14 protein-coding genes and 1 other RNA gene are annotated in these 15190 nt (G+C 42.4%); 6 read left to right on the top strand and 9 right to left on the bottom strand.

The genetic code is table 11. The features are described 5' to 3' along the window. Nucleotides 1-75: 75 nt before the first annotated feature. The 3 genes from R8G66_23740 to R8G66_23750 are packed head-to-tail and all read right to left on the bottom strand — an operon-like array spanning nucleotide 76 to nucleotide 2157. Nucleotides 76-1095, bottom strand: a complete 1020-nt coding sequence (locus R8G66_23740; GenBank protein MDW3195410.1) for a ligase-associated DNA damage response exonuclease — start codon at nucleotides 1093-1095, stop codon at nucleotides 76-78. Continuing rightward, a complete protein-coding gene (gene folE, locus R8G66_23745; GenBank protein MDW3195411.1) occupies nucleotides 1092-1787 on the bottom strand; it encodes a GTP cyclohydrolase I FolE in 696 nt (231 codons plus the stop codon). The genes R8G66_23740 and folE overlap by 4 nt, the downstream gene beginning before the upstream one ends. After that, complete coding sequence (locus tag R8G66_23750) at nucleotides 1750-2157, bottom strand: 6-carboxytetrahydropterin synthase (GenBank protein ID MDW3195412.1); 408 nt, start codon at nucleotides 2155-2157, stop codon at nucleotides 1750-1752. Before R8G66_23750 ends, folE begins: the two co-directional genes overlap by 38 nt. A gap of 148 nt (nucleotides 2158-2305) precedes the next feature. Here R8G66_23750 and R8G66_23755 point away from each other — a divergent pair, with 148 nt between their 5' ends. Both R8G66_23755 and R8G66_23760 read left to right on the top strand, forming a co-directional pair. Then, nucleotides 2306-2962: a phosphoadenylyl-sulfate reductase gene (locus R8G66_23755; GenBank protein MDW3195413.1), complete on the top strand. Its 657-nt coding sequence runs from the start codon at nucleotides 2306-2308 to the stop codon at nucleotides 2960-2962. Further along, a complete protein-coding gene (locus R8G66_23760) occupies nucleotides 2959-3876 on the top strand; it encodes an SDR family oxidoreductase (GenBank protein MDW3195414.1) in 918 nt (305 codons plus the stop codon). The genes R8G66_23755 and R8G66_23760 overlap by 4 nt, the downstream gene beginning before the upstream one ends. On the opposite strand, the gene R8G66_23765 is transcribed toward R8G66_23760, so the two are convergent. The 4 genes from R8G66_23765 to R8G66_23780 all read right to left on the bottom strand — a co-directional run bounded on the left by R8G66_23765 (nucleotide 3873) and on the right by R8G66_23780 (nucleotide 7434). Next, nucleotides 3873-4253 (bottom strand): hypothetical protein, encoded by a 381-nt coding sequence (locus R8G66_23765; protein ID MDW3195415.1) that lies wholly within the window; start codon nucleotides 4251-4253, stop codon nucleotides 3873-3875. The genes R8G66_23760 and R8G66_23765 overlap by 4 nt on opposite strands. A gap of 185 nt (nucleotides 4254-4438) precedes the next feature. Continuing rightward, complete coding sequence (gene dnaX, locus R8G66_23770; protein ID MDW3195416.1) at nucleotides 4439-5539, bottom strand: DNA polymerase III subunit gamma/tau; 1101 nt, start codon at nucleotides 5537-5539, stop codon at nucleotides 4439-4441. Between the two features lie 54 nt (nucleotides 5540-5593). Then, nucleotides 5594-6391 carry a hypothetical protein gene (locus R8G66_23775; protein ID MDW3195417.1) on the bottom strand — a complete coding sequence of 266 codons (798 nt, stop codon included), beginning with the start codon at nucleotides 6389-6391 and terminating at the stop codon, nucleotides 5594-5596. A gap of 140 nt (nucleotides 6392-6531) precedes the next feature. Beyond that, the gene (locus R8G66_23780) at nucleotides 6532-7434 is read right to left on the bottom strand and encodes a carbon-nitrogen hydrolase family protein (GenBank protein MDW3195418.1); all 903 of its coding nucleotides are present in this window, start codon (nucleotides 7432-7434) and stop codon (nucleotides 6532-6534) included. Between the two features lie 46 nt (nucleotides 7435-7480). Here R8G66_23780 and R8G66_23785 point away from each other — a divergent pair, with 46 nt between their 5' ends. Then, nucleotides 7481-8764, top strand: a complete 1284-nt coding sequence (locus R8G66_23785; protein MDW3195419.1) for a hypothetical protein — start codon at nucleotides 7481-7483, stop codon at nucleotides 8762-8764. 33 nt (nucleotides 8765-8797) lie between these two features. Beyond that, nucleotides 8798-9203, top strand: a transfer-messenger RNA (tmRNA) gene (gene ssrA / locus R8G66_23790). A gap of 1586 nt (nucleotides 9204-10789) precedes the next feature. Here ssrA and R8G66_23795 read toward each other — a convergent pair. Continuing rightward, nucleotides 10790-10975, bottom strand: coding sequence for a hypothetical protein (locus tag R8G66_23795; GenBank protein ID MDW3195420.1), 186 nt, complete (start codon nucleotides 10973-10975; stop codon nucleotides 10790-10792). 278 nt (nucleotides 10976-11253) lie between these two features. Beyond that, nucleotides 11254-11730, bottom strand: a complete 477-nt coding sequence (locus R8G66_23800; GenBank protein MDW3195421.1) for a hypothetical protein — start codon at nucleotides 11728-11730, stop codon at nucleotides 11254-11256. Nucleotides 11731-13761: 2031 nt separating this feature from the next. Between R8G66_23800 and R8G66_23805 the strand changes: the two genes are divergently transcribed. Together R8G66_23805 and R8G66_23810 are read left to right on the top strand one after the other, a co-directional pair. After that, nucleotides 13762-14562, top strand: coding sequence for a helix-turn-helix transcriptional regulator (locus R8G66_23805; protein ID MDW3195422.1), 801 nt, complete (start codon nucleotides 13762-13764; stop codon nucleotides 14560-14562). 64 nt (nucleotides 14563-14626) lie between these two features. Next, nucleotides 14627-15190, top strand: a complete 564-nt coding sequence (locus tag R8G66_23810) for a dihydrofolate reductase family protein (GenBank protein MDW3195423.1) — start codon at nucleotides 14627-14629, stop codon at nucleotides 15188-15190.

Consider the following 15190-nt stretch of genomic DNA (forward strand, 5'->3'; position numbering starts at 1 on the left):
CATTTAGATCAAGTTAGTTCAATAGAAAAATTTCAAAACCACACTTATATATAAGGAGTGCTCTCCCCCTTCTATTCAGGTCGGCTCAGATGTTTCTATTTCCTCTCGGATGGAAAGGGAGTTGACGCTATGGGCATCCAGGCCTTGCTGCTTTAGCCATCGGGCATATGTATCCGTGTAGCCATGTGTAACCCACACTTTTTCTGCCCCTGTCTCTTTGATTGCCCAGTTGAGTCCATCCCAGTCGGCATGATCTGACAGCACAAACCCATGCCCGCTATTGCGACGTTTCTTGATCCCACGGACATTCATCCATCCAGAAACCGTTGCTACTTCGTATGGCTGGAATTTTCGCATCCAGCTCGTGCCTAGCGCCGAAGAAGGTGTGACGATGAGGCTTCCGGCAAAGTCTCTGTTTTTGTTACGTTCTTCGGAGACATAGGAAACCTCTGGTAGTTGGGCTCCATCACCATTCAGGGCCTGGTGTACATTCCAGACAGCTCCATGTACATAGATAGGGCCAATGTCTCTATTGACACTCGTGATGATACGCTGCGCCTTACCCAGGGCATATGCACAAATGATAGACGCTTTCCCTACCCGAGCATTGGCCGCCCACCAATCATTGATCTCCTTCATGACCTCTACCTGAGGCTGCCATTGAAAAACGGGCAAGGCAAACGTAGATTCCGTGATAAAGGTGTGGCACTTTACTGGCTCGAAATCCGGTGAAAAATGATCAGGCTCTGTTTTGTAGTCTCCAGATGCTACCCAGACTTCTCCTTTGTATTCCACGCGGACTTGCGCACTACCCCAGATGTGCCCAGCTGGATGGAAGGAGAATTTCACCCCATTGACGGTGAATGATTCTCCAAATTCTTTAAGGGTAAGATGAATGTCCTGGCCAAGCCTGAGTTTGAGAATTTCGTTGTTTTGGCGTTGGGCGATATAGTATTTGTGTCCCCAACGTGCATGATCTGAATGGGCATGGGTAATTACCGCTTTGTCCACCGGATGCGTAGGATCTATGAACACGTCTGCCCGAGGGCAATAAATGCCCTTCGGAGAAAACGTCAATAGATCCTGTTCAATCAAATTTCAGCTCGACTATTTACATAATTCAGGAATTCATTCTTGATGTCCTGATCCTTAAATTTACCGCTGAAGTGAGCCGTACCTGTACGGCTATTAGTATCGTTGACTCCTCGGGAAGAAACACACATGTGCGCAGCATCCATTACCACTGCTACATCCTCAGTTTCAAGAATCTTTTTCAGCTCATTGGCTATCTGCACTGTTAGACGCTCCTGAACTTGTGGCCTTTTACTGAAATATTGTACGATTCGGTTGATTTTAGACAATCCAATCACTTTGCCACTAGAGAAATAAGCCACATGTGCTTTTCCGTAAATAGGCACGAAGTGATGCTCACAATGTGAGTAGAAAGTAATGTCTTTCTCAACCAGCATTTGATCATACTGATACTTATTCTCAAAGAGCTTTGGCTCCGGCTTGTTGGCAGGATTGAGACCTGAGAATACCTCCTTCACATACATTTTAGCAACTCTTTTAGGCGTACCACTGAGGCTATCATCATCCAGGTCAAGTCCCATGATGTGCATGATCTCTCTAAAATGCTTCTCGATAAGCTCAATTTTTAGGTCATCGTCCATTACGAATGCATCTGCTCTCAAAGGCGTTTCATCCGAATTAGAAAAATGATCGAATTCTAAATCCTTGTTATCGTGATCAGACGGGGTACTCAACAAAGTTTCTTTCTGTTTCATAAAGGGTTATTTTCATATCCAGCGAAGAATCGATCTTTTCGCGTAGGATATTGTAGATCACTACAGCGATATTCTCTGCCGTAGGGATCAAATTTTTAAATTCTTCAACGTCAAGATTCAAATTCCGGTGATCGAACTTGTCCGTCACATGTTTCTTGATCAGGTCGCTTAACAACTTCATGTCATAAACATATCCTGTATCAGGATCTGGTTCGCCAACCAGTCGAACGATCAACTCGTAATTGTGACCATGCCAATTAGCATTGTTACATTTCCCAAATACCTCCTCATTCTTTTGCACATCCCAACTGGGATTATGCAAACGATGAGCGGCATTAAAATGTTCCTTCCTAAATACTGCGACCTTCATTCCAAACGATTAACGAATAGCAACCGGAATTAATTCCGTAACGAGCAGGATAACCCGCATTGGTGATACAATGTTCTGATTTATCCAATTTGCTTCAAAGAAAAAGAATTATTCGTTGCTTGCCGCATTACTACTATATCTTCGCCGCATGGTCGTCTCCGAGATAAGGTCCAGCATCCAGCAATACCGGGCCAAAGGCATGCGCATGTTCACTACGTCATCTTTTCAAACGCATAGCCTGGTCATGCTTCACATATTAAGCGAAGTTGACCCCACCATTCCTGTGTATTTCATCAACACGGGGTATTTATTCCCCGAAACCCTCTCTTTTCGGGATCAGGTAGCCGAATCTTTTGGCCTGAATGTGATCGATCTAAAACCACAAACCCCTAAGTATTTGCAAAGAGAACCGAATGGCAAACTCATGTTCACCACGGACCCTGACCACTGTTGCTACCTGAACAAAACCCAACCGATGGAGGCTGTCTTGAGCAGTTTTGACATTTGGATCAATGGGGTGCGTGCCGATCAAAGTGCCACGAGAAAGGCGATGAAAGTAGAACAGCCTGCTCCCTTCAATTCCATGCGTTTTCATCCGATGTTGGACTGGGACAAGCGCATGATATTCAGGTACATCAAAGAAAAAGACCTGCCCCGACATCCTTTGGACGCCAAAGGGTTTGTCAGTATCGGTTGCGAACCGTGTACGCGACAACCCGACCCAGAAATGCAAGAGCGTGAAGCTCGCTGGTATGGCCTCAATAAAGTAGAATGTGGACTACACACTGATTTGGTAAGTAAATGAAAGTTTTGATCACCGGCGGCGCCGGATATATAGGCACTGTCCTGACCTGGCAATTGAGTGAATGCTCGGAAATCTCAAAAATTCTGGTCTATGACAACCTGAGCAAAGGCCACCATAATTTTTTCATGGGGGAGCGCTATCCAAACGCCAAGATAAAATTCATTGAAGGAGAAATCCTCGATTCGAGGCGACTCAAAAAATACATCAAGGATTGTGACGTGGTGGTCCATCTGGCGGCTAAAGTGACCACTCCATTTTCCAATACAGACCCACACTTTTTTGAACAAGTGAATCACTGGGGTACTGCCGAGGTAGTTTATGCGGCTGAAGAAAGTGATATTTCAAAGTTCATCTACCTGAGTAGTACTACCGTCTATGGAGCTGGCAAAGAGATTGCCACTGAAGATACCCACCCCAACCCACGAACATTTTATGGCATTTCGAAAATGCGTGGTGAAGAACATGTGGATCGCTTGAAAGCTATTAAAAATGCGATCGCACTTCGTGGCGGCAACGTTTATGGACCGAGTAGAAGTATGCGATTCGATGCGGTGATCAACAAATTCATGTTTGAAGCAAACTTCAACAACCGCATCCAGATATTTGGATCTGGCAAACAAAGTCGCGCTTTTATTCATGTTGACTATCTGGTGGAATGTATCAGAAATACCATCATCAATGAAGTGCCTTCCGGAACCTACAATGTCGTGGACAAAAACCTGCAGATCCTCGACATTGTCGATGTGCTGAAGGAGCTATATCCCAACCTGGAGTTCATGTTTACGAACCAGCATATGAAATTGCGAGAGTTGCGCGTAGATCCGGCTTCCAGACTATTTGATTACATCCCACGTTGGCAGGACAAGGACTTTTCAAGTGAGATTGCTGCCTTTAAGGATCGGTTTGCGTTCTAATATTCAAAATCCATCCCCAGCTTCTCCTTCAAGGTGACAATGGCGGGATTGATCTCAGCCATGTATTCGTAGATGTCCTTACTGGTGTAGAGTTTCTTGGATGTTTCGACCTCCTCCACGCTTTTTATGACGGCAATCTTGTCGTTTTCCAGTTTTGATCGAAGAAACCCAACTACTTCTATTTCGATCCTTTCGAAAATGGTGATCTCCAAAGAGCTGACCAAATGGACTTCTACTTCATGCCCATGGGCCTTGGTGATCTTTCGTTTCAGTACTTCATTTTCCGTTGAGGTTCGTTCCACATCCAAAGCTTTGAACGCCGACCAGGCTTGCTCCAATTGCTCTTGTGTAAACTCAGTAACACGCTCTTCTTTCAACGTCGGTGTTTCACTCTCTGCTGTTACTTTTTTTGGACGCTTAAATAAGCTTGGGGTTTCCCTTTCTCCGCTTGAGCCACTGCCATCAGCAGGCTTCCTTAAAGGTCTGGTGGTTCCGGCAGAGGCAGGTGCATTACCTCCTGAAATAGGTTCTGATGTAGGAGGTGGAGGCGTTTCGGACTGGACTAGGCTACCTTTTTTTTTTCGGCAGCTGCAAGTGTTATCGCTCGGTTCAGACTGGAAAGTTTCATCAAAGCCAACTCGATATGGAGTCGCTGATTTTTACTGGCCTTGTAGCTTAGATCACACTGACTCAGTAAATTCAATCCCGTCAACAAGAAAGAGGAATTGATCGCTTCTGATTGCGAGATGTATTTCTCTTTCACTTTCTCGGAAACCTCCAATAGTGCGATGGTGGACTTGTCCTTACAAACAAGTAGGTCCCGAAAATGCGATTGAAGTCCCACAAGAAAGTTATGGCCATCAAATCCATTCCTCAGGATCTCATCGAACAACAGTAGGGATCCGTTCAGGTCTTCTTTCAGAAAATGATCGACCAGTCGGAAATAGTAGTCATAATCTAAGATATGCAGGTTTTTGATCGCCTGCTGATAGGTGATCTTGCCATCTGATGAAAAGGTGACAATCAGGTCAAAGATTGACAAAGCATCACGCAAGGCACCATCTGCTTTACGCGCGATCAGATGCAAGGCATCTTCCTCTGCTTCCACCCCTTCATTATCGGCTATTTTTCGTAGCTGATACACGATATCACTGATCTCAATTCGGTTGAAATCATAGATCTGGCAACGGGAAAGAATGGTTGGAATTACTTTGTGTTTTTCCGTGGTAGCGAGGATAAAAATCGCGTATGCAGGAGGTTCTTCCAGGGTCTTCAAAAAGGCATTGAATGCCTGATTAGACAACATGTGAACCTCATCTATGATGTACACCTTGTATTTGCCCTGCTGAGGTGGATAACGAACCTGATCAATCAGGTTTCGGATGTCTTCTACACTGTTGTTGGAAGCCGCATCAAGTTCGTAAATATTAAAATTGCCTGAGTTATCTCCTTGTTCTTCCGCCTCAAAACCATTGACCATTCGGGCCATGATCCGGGCACAAGTTGTTTTACCTACTCCTCGAGGGCCACAAAAAAGGAGGGCTTGTGCCAATTGATTGCTATCAATGGCGTTTTTGAGGGTAGTGGTAATGTGTGATTGACCGACTACCTCATCAAAACCGAGAGGTCTGTATTTACGAGCAGATACTACGAAGCTGTCCACGGCTGCAAATTAAGGAACATCTCACCGAATCTTTGTCAAAAAATTCGATCAAGATTAAAACTTGTATCGGATGCCGTTATTTAGCTGATAAAAGAGGTTTTTCAAATTGTCTATGACCGGATTAAAATCATAGTCGTAGGTAAAGTTAAAGATCAGGTGGAAATTTTTAAAGATCTCGTCATCCACTTCGAATACTCCACTTAGTCGATTCCTCCACACCTCATCAGTAGTATCGTAACCTACCTGATAAAATTGATTGTAGGAAATCTTTACATGCTCGAAGTTTCGATAGATTCCGACATAGGTAGCCAATTTTGGCAAAGTTCGTTCAGAAACACCCGATTCGTCGATGAAATCCCATCGCTCATGTTCGATGATACCTGCCAAGCCATACTCCAGTTCCGCTTTTTCACTTCTAAAAAAAACATACCGATACCCCAGGCCACTTACAGCCCTTAATCGCATTTGTCGGGTGATATCATATTGAACCTGCGCAAAAAATTCGGGAGAGAATTTCTTCTTGTAATTCAAATCCACCCGAAAGTGTGAATAACCCTGACTGACAAAGGTAAAATTGCCTGTCTGGCCATACGCCATGTAATTTTTCCAGAAGTAATGGTCCTTATTCGTGAAGTAGGAGACATTACCATTCACGCCCAGGTAGAGAAATATCTCGTTCTCTTTTACAGGTTCATTCAGGTTATTGAAGGAAAAATTGACCTGAATATCACCCAACCAACCATGTATGGAATCGTTGGCAAATTGTCGATGATCTACCTGTAAGATTTGGCTTTCTGCCAGATGCACACTCAACATCAGCACGAGCCCAAGAAGTTTATGCCGGCTATTCACGAGCTTAAATTACGTGCCTCGCTCATCATAACCAACAGTAGCAGTGAAAATCAGCCGAAAGGATTACGTCATTTGCGGTATAACTAACTGTGATAGCATAAGAATGAAAATCGCATTGCTAATTTGTCAGGTATGTGCGGTTACAATTCCTTTTCAGGTCCAAGCAACTGGAAAACATCATTCCTCGCGTAGTGTCCCACCGGATCAAAGTCCATTTTACCCTTAGTCACCAATTTCAAGTCTAATTCAGCCCTCAGGATACCTCGTTCATCCCACAACGGGCCCGCGATGACCTGGCCCAGCGGATCTACGATCACACTTCCACCCCTACTGCTGACTTCAGGCAACTGGGACACATCTTCACCCGGAAGATCATTCGGGTAATCCGCACGGGTTACGTATTGGTTGCATCCTAAAACATAACACCGGCCTTCGCAAGCGATGTGCTGCATGGTGGCTTGCCAACTATCTCGCTGATCGGCTGTGGGTGCCATGTAGATCTCCACGCCTTGCTGATATAGCCAGGTACGGGCCAATGGCATATAGTTTTCCCAACAGATTAGCCCTCCCAGCTTACCGTATGGGGAATCATAGACATGCAAGTCCGTGCCATCTCCTTCACCCCAGACAATCCTTTCCGCTGCCGTAGGCTTAAGTTTCCTATGTTTACCCAGCAGTGTCCCCTTATGATCAAAATAGAGCATCGTGCAATACAGGGTTCCTGTTTCGCCTTGCTCGATCACACCAATCACCAGAAAACAATCATGGGTTTTAGCGATTTCACCTAATCGATCCACTGCCTGACCGGGTACTTTGAGGCTACTTTCCCAATACCTCAACCACATGTCCCTTCCGAATTCACTGCGGCTACCTACTACCGTACCGAAGGACAATCCCCGTGGATAAGCGGACAAATAGGCCTCCGGAAACAGTACCAGGTCTACTGAAGGTTCATTGGCTTCCGCAACCAATGTTTCTACTTTTTGCAAGCTGGCTTCCAGATCGAAAAGCACCGGAGAATCTTGGATAAGGGCTACTTTCATGGTTATTTCGCGAATAATTTCGAATGTAATCAAACTAAAACAACACATGAGACAATTAATATTTGTAGCCCTACTGCTTTGTGTTCAGTGGGCAAATGCACAAACCAACTTTGAGCCTGGATATATTATCAATAATGCTGGGGACTCAGTTCAGGGAGAAATCAATTTCAACTGGACAACCAGACCTGATGCGCTCACTTTCAGGACCAATGGTGGAAAAGAAGAACAATTCACACCCTCCAACCTGAAAGGATTTAGCATCGAAAACGGAGATTACTTTCAAAGTTTGACTGTCGAAGTTGACGTCAGTCCCACGGACCCGGATCAATTGCTGGAATTGGGGAAAGATCAGTTTGAGGAACAAAGTTTCTTCGCCAAAGTTTTGCTGCTCGGATCGGCTAATTTGTACCAAAACTTTGATCAGGAACGCGGGCGATACCATTATTTTCTTGAAAATGCACAATCGCCCAGCCCGGTAGAATTGATCAGTGGAAAGCGAAAGGTATCTGATGAGACCACCATGCAGCCCAATGCTTCAGGTGCTTTCAAGACAGTCGATAAATACAAAGGGCAGCTGACTTTTTTACTAGGAGATTGCCCTGAAGTAATGAGTAGCATCCTTGGATTATCACAACTCACTGAAAAAAGTGTTACGGCCATCATCACAACTTACAATGGATGCAACAACAATGTTTCAACATATCGAAAGCCAAAAGTGGCTCGCGGTTCGAGGGCCCGGTTCGGTCTGATTCTCGGCGCCCAGTTATTTGATGTCCAACTAGAAAACTCAGGCAGAATCCCGGCAGATTTTGACACACCCGCAGATTTTGTGCATAATATTGGGTTTCACATACTTTTAAATACCAGAGAACGTAAACGTTTCAATCTAGGCTTATTAGGGTTTCACCGCAGCTTCAAAACTTCAGAAGTATTTTTCCAGGATGGGCCGGTTGTGGACGGATTTTCAACTGTGGATTATAACTGGCAACAATTTACTTTTATTCTGAATGGCAATTTCAATTTTGGAGTAGGAGATAAATATCTATTTCTGAGTGTAGGACCTGGGATTGGATTCACCACAAGTGCCACTGGAACCAAAACGTTTGAAACAGCAAATCCCGTCAATCTTGCGCAGAAGAACTCAGATCGCCAATTCCTCATCAACTTTGAGGCGGGTTATCAATGGCGACGCTTGCGAGCCTCTTTAAGCTATGAGCTAGGTGGCTCGATGGCATACATCAGTACCGATAGTAGTCAGGGCATGGGATTGCGTTTAACTTATTTCATCCCACATCCAAATCCAACACACCAAAATTCTCGTAAAGATTAATTGTAACATCGTTATTTTTGCTGTCCTTTTTAAGGGGCTGACTGGAATCGACAGGAAGTGTGAGGTATGTACTTGCATGCCGGGTGTTGAGTATGCATCCGTAATCAATATGCTCAAATTTTAATTGGCGAGTCTAACTATGCCATGGCTGCCTAATTCGACTACTTGTTGAATAGACAGGCTTAAAGGGTTGACCGTCCAGCGACGATCCCCGGCCACATCCTGCTAAGCCTCTGTCCTTTAGGCTGGATCACAGGGTGTCAAAATTTAGGACTGGCTGCTTCGAGGTTACTAAGGAGCAGTGAGATTTCAGTGACTGGCTAGTAAGTAGGTAGTCTTACCACCAGCTTGCTAGCAAGATTTCAAGGTTTGACTAAGCATGTAGAGGGTGCATAATTCCCTTCTCTGGACGAGGGTTCGAATCCCTCCAGCTCCACCAAATGGGGGAAAGTATTTTTAGAGTACTTTCCCTTTTCTTTTTCCTCTCTGTAATGAGCTGATAGTGTGGGTATTACACTGAAATATATGTTTACTCTTTCGGTTCGAACTTCGTCTTTTTCTCGATTATACCTGATCCCTTCTGGAAATACCAAGGATTGAATATTTTGCTTGCCCAGAACATCTGCTTCTCGCCACATTTTCAGCAAGTTACCACTTAAATCAACCGTGTATTCTACGCATTGCTCAAGGTTCGAACTGCTAATTGAGGCATTTTCCAACATTCCCTCGATTTCAAGTTTCTCCCCCTGGTATTTTAGGTGATATTTCTCGAATATAGGGCGATCTATTTCCCCAATAGCAAATCTTTCCTCTATGGTTTCCAGCTTGCCCGTAACCTCTGTTAAATTGGCTTTGTAAGCCTTTAATTCCTGTAGCTTATCCTCATTCAGCTTGAAGAACAATTTCTTCATCTGAGCGGCTAATATGTCCTGATATCGGCGATCTAATTGAAAGTTGCTGAGTAGAGACTCAAATCCCTGTTTGACGACATCTGCGTTCCTGTTTTTGCCACAGCCTTTCGTTCTGCACTTGTAGTAGTACAATCCTTTCTTCTTGACTAAATAACCAGTCATAGGCGCTCCACAATCATCGCACTTGGTAAATACTTTCAATGGCAGTCTATCATTGTGTATTTGCACCTTGTACCCTTTCTTTCTTGGTCGGTTATGATTGGGATCATTGATCTTCCAGAATAGCTCTTCGGTGATCAGAGGGATGTGTTTTCCTCGATGCACTTCTCCTGGTAGTAAGCTGCTCGTTAGCACACCACAGTAAAATGGGTTCTGAAAGATCTTGGACAGTTTCTTGTCTGTCATCTTCAACCCCTGATTGGTTAACCGCTTGGCAATATCAACGGTCGGCATGTCCCTTTCAGCCTTCCAGTGAAACGCTTGTCTGAGTAACTCTCCTTGCTCTGTGATGATGAGTTCATGTTTATCGGCTGTTTGTCCTCTGTTCAGGTTCTTATAACCGATTGGAATAGCCCATACCCAATGTCCATCTCTGATCTTTTCGCGCATCCCTGTGATGGACTTTTCTGTTCTTTGCGTATTGTCAAACTTGCCGAACAGATAGAACATGTCTCTTTGGAAAGCTCCTGTTGCATTTTCGGGATTGACTTCCTGAGTGACTGATAAAGTAGAGACACCATACTTCTTTTGTAAGTCCTCACTGATCATAGCTCCGTTATTGCCGGAGCGAGAAAATCGATCATAGGAATAGACAATGATGGCCGCAACGTCTTTTGATCGCTTTACATAGTTGATCATGCGTTGAAACTCCTTTCGGTCATCTGATTTAGCTGATTCGTAAGTACCTCCAAAGAAAGCAACAACATTCAATTCCTTTCTCCGAGCAAATTCCTTACAGTACTTCATCTGTGTATCCAAACTTGCCCCATTCTCCATTTGGTCTCTGGAGGATACACGGGTATAGATGACGACATCTCTTGAATTCCTGATGGGTACACGAACGTTTTTGTTAGCGAACTTCAGGAACCTGTCCAAATTTTTATTGCTCATAATGCTATGATGTCTTGGGTGTACTAACGTAGTTTTCGTAAATAAGGATGCAAAAGCCATGAAGAAAATCGATGAGTTCCTGCCCTTGTTCTTCATCAATATCCTCAAAACCGTCAAACTGTCTTAGTTCTTCGATGGTGAGCTTCGTCTCCTGTATGTCTTTCTTTTCTGATATTGAGCTTTGCCGCATGATGTTGTTAGCTATTCCTTTCACTGTTGTTATGAGGATAAGATTAGCTGTGAGGAGGAAACAAGACAAGGTTCGCTTTTGTACCAAGGGTATAAACTAATGTTTGACAAAAAAATCTTGATTCATCTTCAATAAGGATGATAATACCCATTTTATCGTGTCAAAATGCCCCATTTTATTCCAATTAATTGAGCGTCAAAAAGTGCTCCTTATTTTCAGCTGAAATTGAACCTGGTTTTTATCCTTTTTTCGGCTCATCCTATTTCTTATATCAGCATTCAATTATGTTCTTCAGTCTTTGGAGATAGCTTAGAAATGAATTGCAGGAAAGTGCTTTCAAGCAAGTCGTATTTCTCAACAAATCCTTCATAGTAGTAAGGCACCGATAGCTTCTCCTCACACTTTTTAGCCCCGTAAAGGATGTTGCGTTTTGTTAATCCAAAGTCTTCAGCGATTTTGGAATAGCTCAATCCCGTGTATTTCTTCAGTAAATGATAGCAAACCATCCTCGCGTCTCTGTATTCCTGGATGTTGGAAGTAAAGAACAGTTTGTCATTGAGTTCGAAGACGCGGATGCATTCTGTAATCAGGTAGCGGGATAGCATCTGGAACTTCTGGGGTTGAGAGACGGCAATGTCTGAGGAGTCGATAAAACTTGAAAGTAAAAAGATGGTTTTGTCTAATCCGATCTTGCCGATTACCTGGTCGATTTGTTGTTGTAATTTGCTGTAATTGTTCAGGGTTTTGTTACTCATTGTAAATTAGATGTAAAGCGAGATGAAACTCATTGTAAACTATTTTAAAACTGAGGTGAAAGAAATTGTAAACTAGCTCAAGTATTTGTCTATCAATCACTTACAAGTATAATTAAGCTACTTTCTAAAGTCAATTTTCGACGATATTTCTGTGTCTGAAAATGGCAAATTGGTACAAAAACATACCTTCACACTTACCTTAACTACCTCTTTTTAGTGGTAATAATTGATGAGAATGCCAGGAAGGTTACTTGGAAGCTACCAATAAGCGATATTAGAATTGTTCAATTTCAAAGAAGGGTGATGTGAGTTTTACTCTCCAGGCATCACGTAGTACGGATTGATTGATGGAAGATCAGCTATTCCATTTAAAGAATTGAGATCATTAGTCTACTTTCTATTATCTAAGGACTTGACCGTTCCTCGATACGGTTGGCTCTCGCAATGATCTTTTTGAGGAGATTGGAGGATCCCTGTCTTACTTATTTAGCTACCTCCTAAATCGAAGTTTTAATTATCCCCCATATAAATTACTGCCCACTAAGTGTTGAGATAGATCATCCAAATGCCTTTTAGTTGATAGAGTCGAACTGGAATGTCAGATGATTACAGTTATCATCCAAGAGCAGATCGATAAGATTTAAGGAATGCTAATTGCTTTGAAAAGCGAGATTCCGTTCCTTGCTTGAAAAGAAATATCCATGAAAATATGATTTTTCTAAGCTACTCCTAAGGAAGCCCCACTAATGATTGCACTTGGCTAAGAATTCGTATGGAAATGTAATACCTATTCCTTAAGAAATATTGGCCTAAGAAGATCAGCTCCTTAAGCAAGCCTGTGTTGATGTTCTCATTGACCCCAACAGTGCTTAATTATTGAGATTTAAGATGCAGGTACGCTAAAAGAACTTGTTTTGATTGTAAGCGCATGCTGACGTGTAAATCACCGCATTTCCTTAAGGAAACTTGATTTGAAAGTGCTGTTTCCTAAGGAAACCTCTTTGATGGAGCTACATTCAATACCCTGCCATTTTCAGCTTCTTCCTCCTTTAGCGTGGAGATGCATTTGCTAAGGATTTTCATGCCCACACTCCTAAGGTTGGTTCGCTAAAATTTGAAAATCCTTAAGGAAACTCGTCCATGTAAGCGCTTCTCCTAAGTAAACTCGCTTGATGAAGTCAATGCCTTTTGCATGGTATTTCAAAAAAGCACAGATGCGCTTTAGAAACCCGTTTTGATTAAAGCGAATTCTAACATGAAAATCACTGCATTTCCTTAAGGAAACTTGATATTTCCTAAGGAAATCTCTTTGATGTAACTACACACAAAGTCTGGCCATTTTCAGCTTTGTTCCACTTCAGCTAGGTGATCCCTTTGCTAAGGAAATTTAAAAATTGCTTAGGGTTTTTTATTCCTACACTCCTTAAGGCGGGTGTGTTGAGTTTTGAAAACCCTTAAGGAAACTCGACTATATAAGAGCCTTTTCCTAATTGAGCTCGCCTAAATGACACCATACCTCTTACATCCTTTTAAAAAAGCGTAAGAGCGCTTAAGGAGCTTGTTTTGATTAAAGCGAGTTCTGATATGAAAAATCACTACATTTCCTTAAGAAAAATTGATATTTCCTAAGGAAACCTCTTTGGTGTAACTACATACAAAGTCTGGCCATTTTCAGGTTCTTCCTCCTTTAGCGAGGAGATGTATTTGCTAAGAATTTATTCCCTCACTCCTTAAGGGGGTGTATTGAAATTTGAAAATCCTTAAGGAAACTCGCACGATGTAAGCGCTTTTCCTAAGCGAACTCGGCTGGATGAGGTCAGTGCCTCATACATGGTGTTTAAAAAAGTGCAGGTGCGCTTAAGAAGCTCGTTTTTACTACAGTGCATGCTGACGTGTAAATCACCACATTTCCTTAAGAAAACTTGATATTTTCTAAGGGAACCTCTTTGGTGTGCCTACACACAAAGTCTGGCCATTTCCAGGTTCTTCCTCCTTCAGCGGGGAGATGCATTTGCTAAGGAATGTTAAAAAATGCTGAGGGTTTTTTATTCTTATTTTTATACAATTATCGATTATCATACCACATACAAACCTGAGTTCCCGCTAAACCAAATAATTGATACTATATGGGTAGCAAAAGCTGATTCTTTTGATTTCTCAGCAAGACATCATGCACCACTGTTTACCGAACTAATCTTTAATTATGGTGATCAATTTCGGGTAGAGGGTGAAAATACGGACAGCTTTGGGGCATCTAAATCGGGTCACTTCATAATCTCTGGCTTAAAAACCACTCCTTTTCGAACCACTCTATCGGGTAAGCATTTGAATGTAGGATTTCTGCTTAAACCTCATTATTATGGAATACTTCAAAGAAAATTGGGAAGTAAAGAAATGTTTGCTTTATCCAAGGTAATCTTTCATGAGTTAGTAGAGCCTGGAACTCCAAATTTCAAAAAAGCGGAACCTGCACTTATTAGTTTCTTTGTCTTTGCGGATATCGATCCTGATTTGGAAAAGTTTGAGCGTCAGATCTCACCGCAATTCATGCGGAGTGGAGCATTAAGAGATTTCAATCATTCAATTACTGTCACACAAAAGTCGTTCATTGAAAAATTTAAGAAATTCTATGTGATTACGCCTAGTGAATTCCTAAGGTTGAAGCAAGTAAACTATGCAACAATGTTGATTCAAAGACATCCAAATGCTGCCTTGACCCAAATTGGCTTTGAGTCTGGGTTCTATGATCAGTCTCATTTTATCCGAGTCTTCAAGAAACATCACGGATGCACACCCAAGCAATTTCAAAATAGCAGATTTGGTAGGGGGTAAACTCTGTACAATTTTGAATCCAACTTAATAATGAGGTTTGCCGACAAAAATCTAGGATTCATTTATGAAATGTTCAGTTTTTATTGCGACCAGTTTAGATGGATACATTGCTAAACCGGATGATAGCGTAGATTGGTTACAGCGTGCTGGCAATCAAGAAGCAGACATGGCAGGCAATGCGGGAATGGGATTGTTGGAATATTTGGCAACCGTGGATTGTATGATTATCGGGAGAAAGTTAATGGAGGTTCTTTCAAGTTTTGAATTAGCTCCAGATCAGTGGCCATACGGTGACATTAAAATCTACGCGCTCAGCAATTCTATTAAAGAAGCACCTGATAACTTAAAGGATAGGGTAGAAATGTATTCTGGGGATATCAACGTGTTGGTTTCCAGACTTGAAGATGACGGCTATAAGCATGCTTATATTGATGGGGGTAATACAATTCAAGGATTCATAAATCAAGAATTAATCAACGAAGTAACTATTACTATTGCTCCAATTCTTTTAGGAGAAGGGAAACGTCTTTTTGGAAAAACGTCCAAGGACATAAACCTGAAATCAGCGAAAGTTGAATCTTATCCAAATGATTTTATTCAAGTGAATTACACTGTGGATTATCTCTAA

This window comes from Cytophagales bacterium (assembly GCA_033344775.1).
Taxonomy (GTDB): Bacteria; Bacteroidota; Bacteroidia; order Cytophagales; family Cyclobacteriaceae; genus JAWPMT01.

Excerpts from the sequence above, each read along its gene's own strand:
- folE (MDW3195411.1), bottom strand. The coding sequence starts at position 1,787 with ATGAAACAGAAAGAAACTTTGTTGAGTACCCCGTCTGATCACGATAAC.
- R8G66_23750 (MDW3195412.1), bottom strand. The coding sequence starts at position 2,157 with ATGAAGGTCGCAGTATTTAGGAAGGAACATTTTAATGCCGCTCATCGT.
- R8G66_23755 (MDW3195413.1), top strand. The coding sequence starts at position 2,306 with ATGGTCGTCTCCGAGATAAGGTCCAGCATCCAGCAATACCGGGCCAAA.
- R8G66_23760 (MDW3195414.1), top strand. The coding sequence starts at position 2,959 with ATGAAAGTTTTGATCACCGGCGGCGCCGGATATATAGGCACTGTCCTG.
- R8G66_23780 (MDW3195418.1), bottom strand. The coding sequence starts at position 7,434 with ATGAAAGTAGCCCTTATCCAAGATTCTCCGGTGCTTTTCGATCTGGAA.
- R8G66_23785 (MDW3195419.1), top strand. The coding sequence starts at position 7,481 with ATGAGACAATTAATATTTGTAGCCCTACTGCTTTGTGTTCAGTGGGCA.
- R8G66_23795 (MDW3195420.1), bottom strand. The coding sequence starts at position 10,975 with ATGCGGCAAAGCTCAATATCAGAAAAGAAAGACATACAGGAGACGAAG.
- R8G66_23800 (MDW3195421.1), bottom strand. The coding sequence starts at position 11,730 with ATGAGTAACAAAACCCTGAACAATTACAGCAAATTACAACAACAAATC.
- R8G66_23805 (MDW3195422.1), top strand. The coding sequence starts at position 13,762 with ATGCTGAGGGTTTTTTATTCTTATTTTTATACAATTATCGATTATCAT.
- R8G66_23810 (MDW3195423.1), top strand. The coding sequence starts at position 14,627 with ATGAAATGTTCAGTTTTTATTGCGACCAGTTTAGATGGATACATTGCT.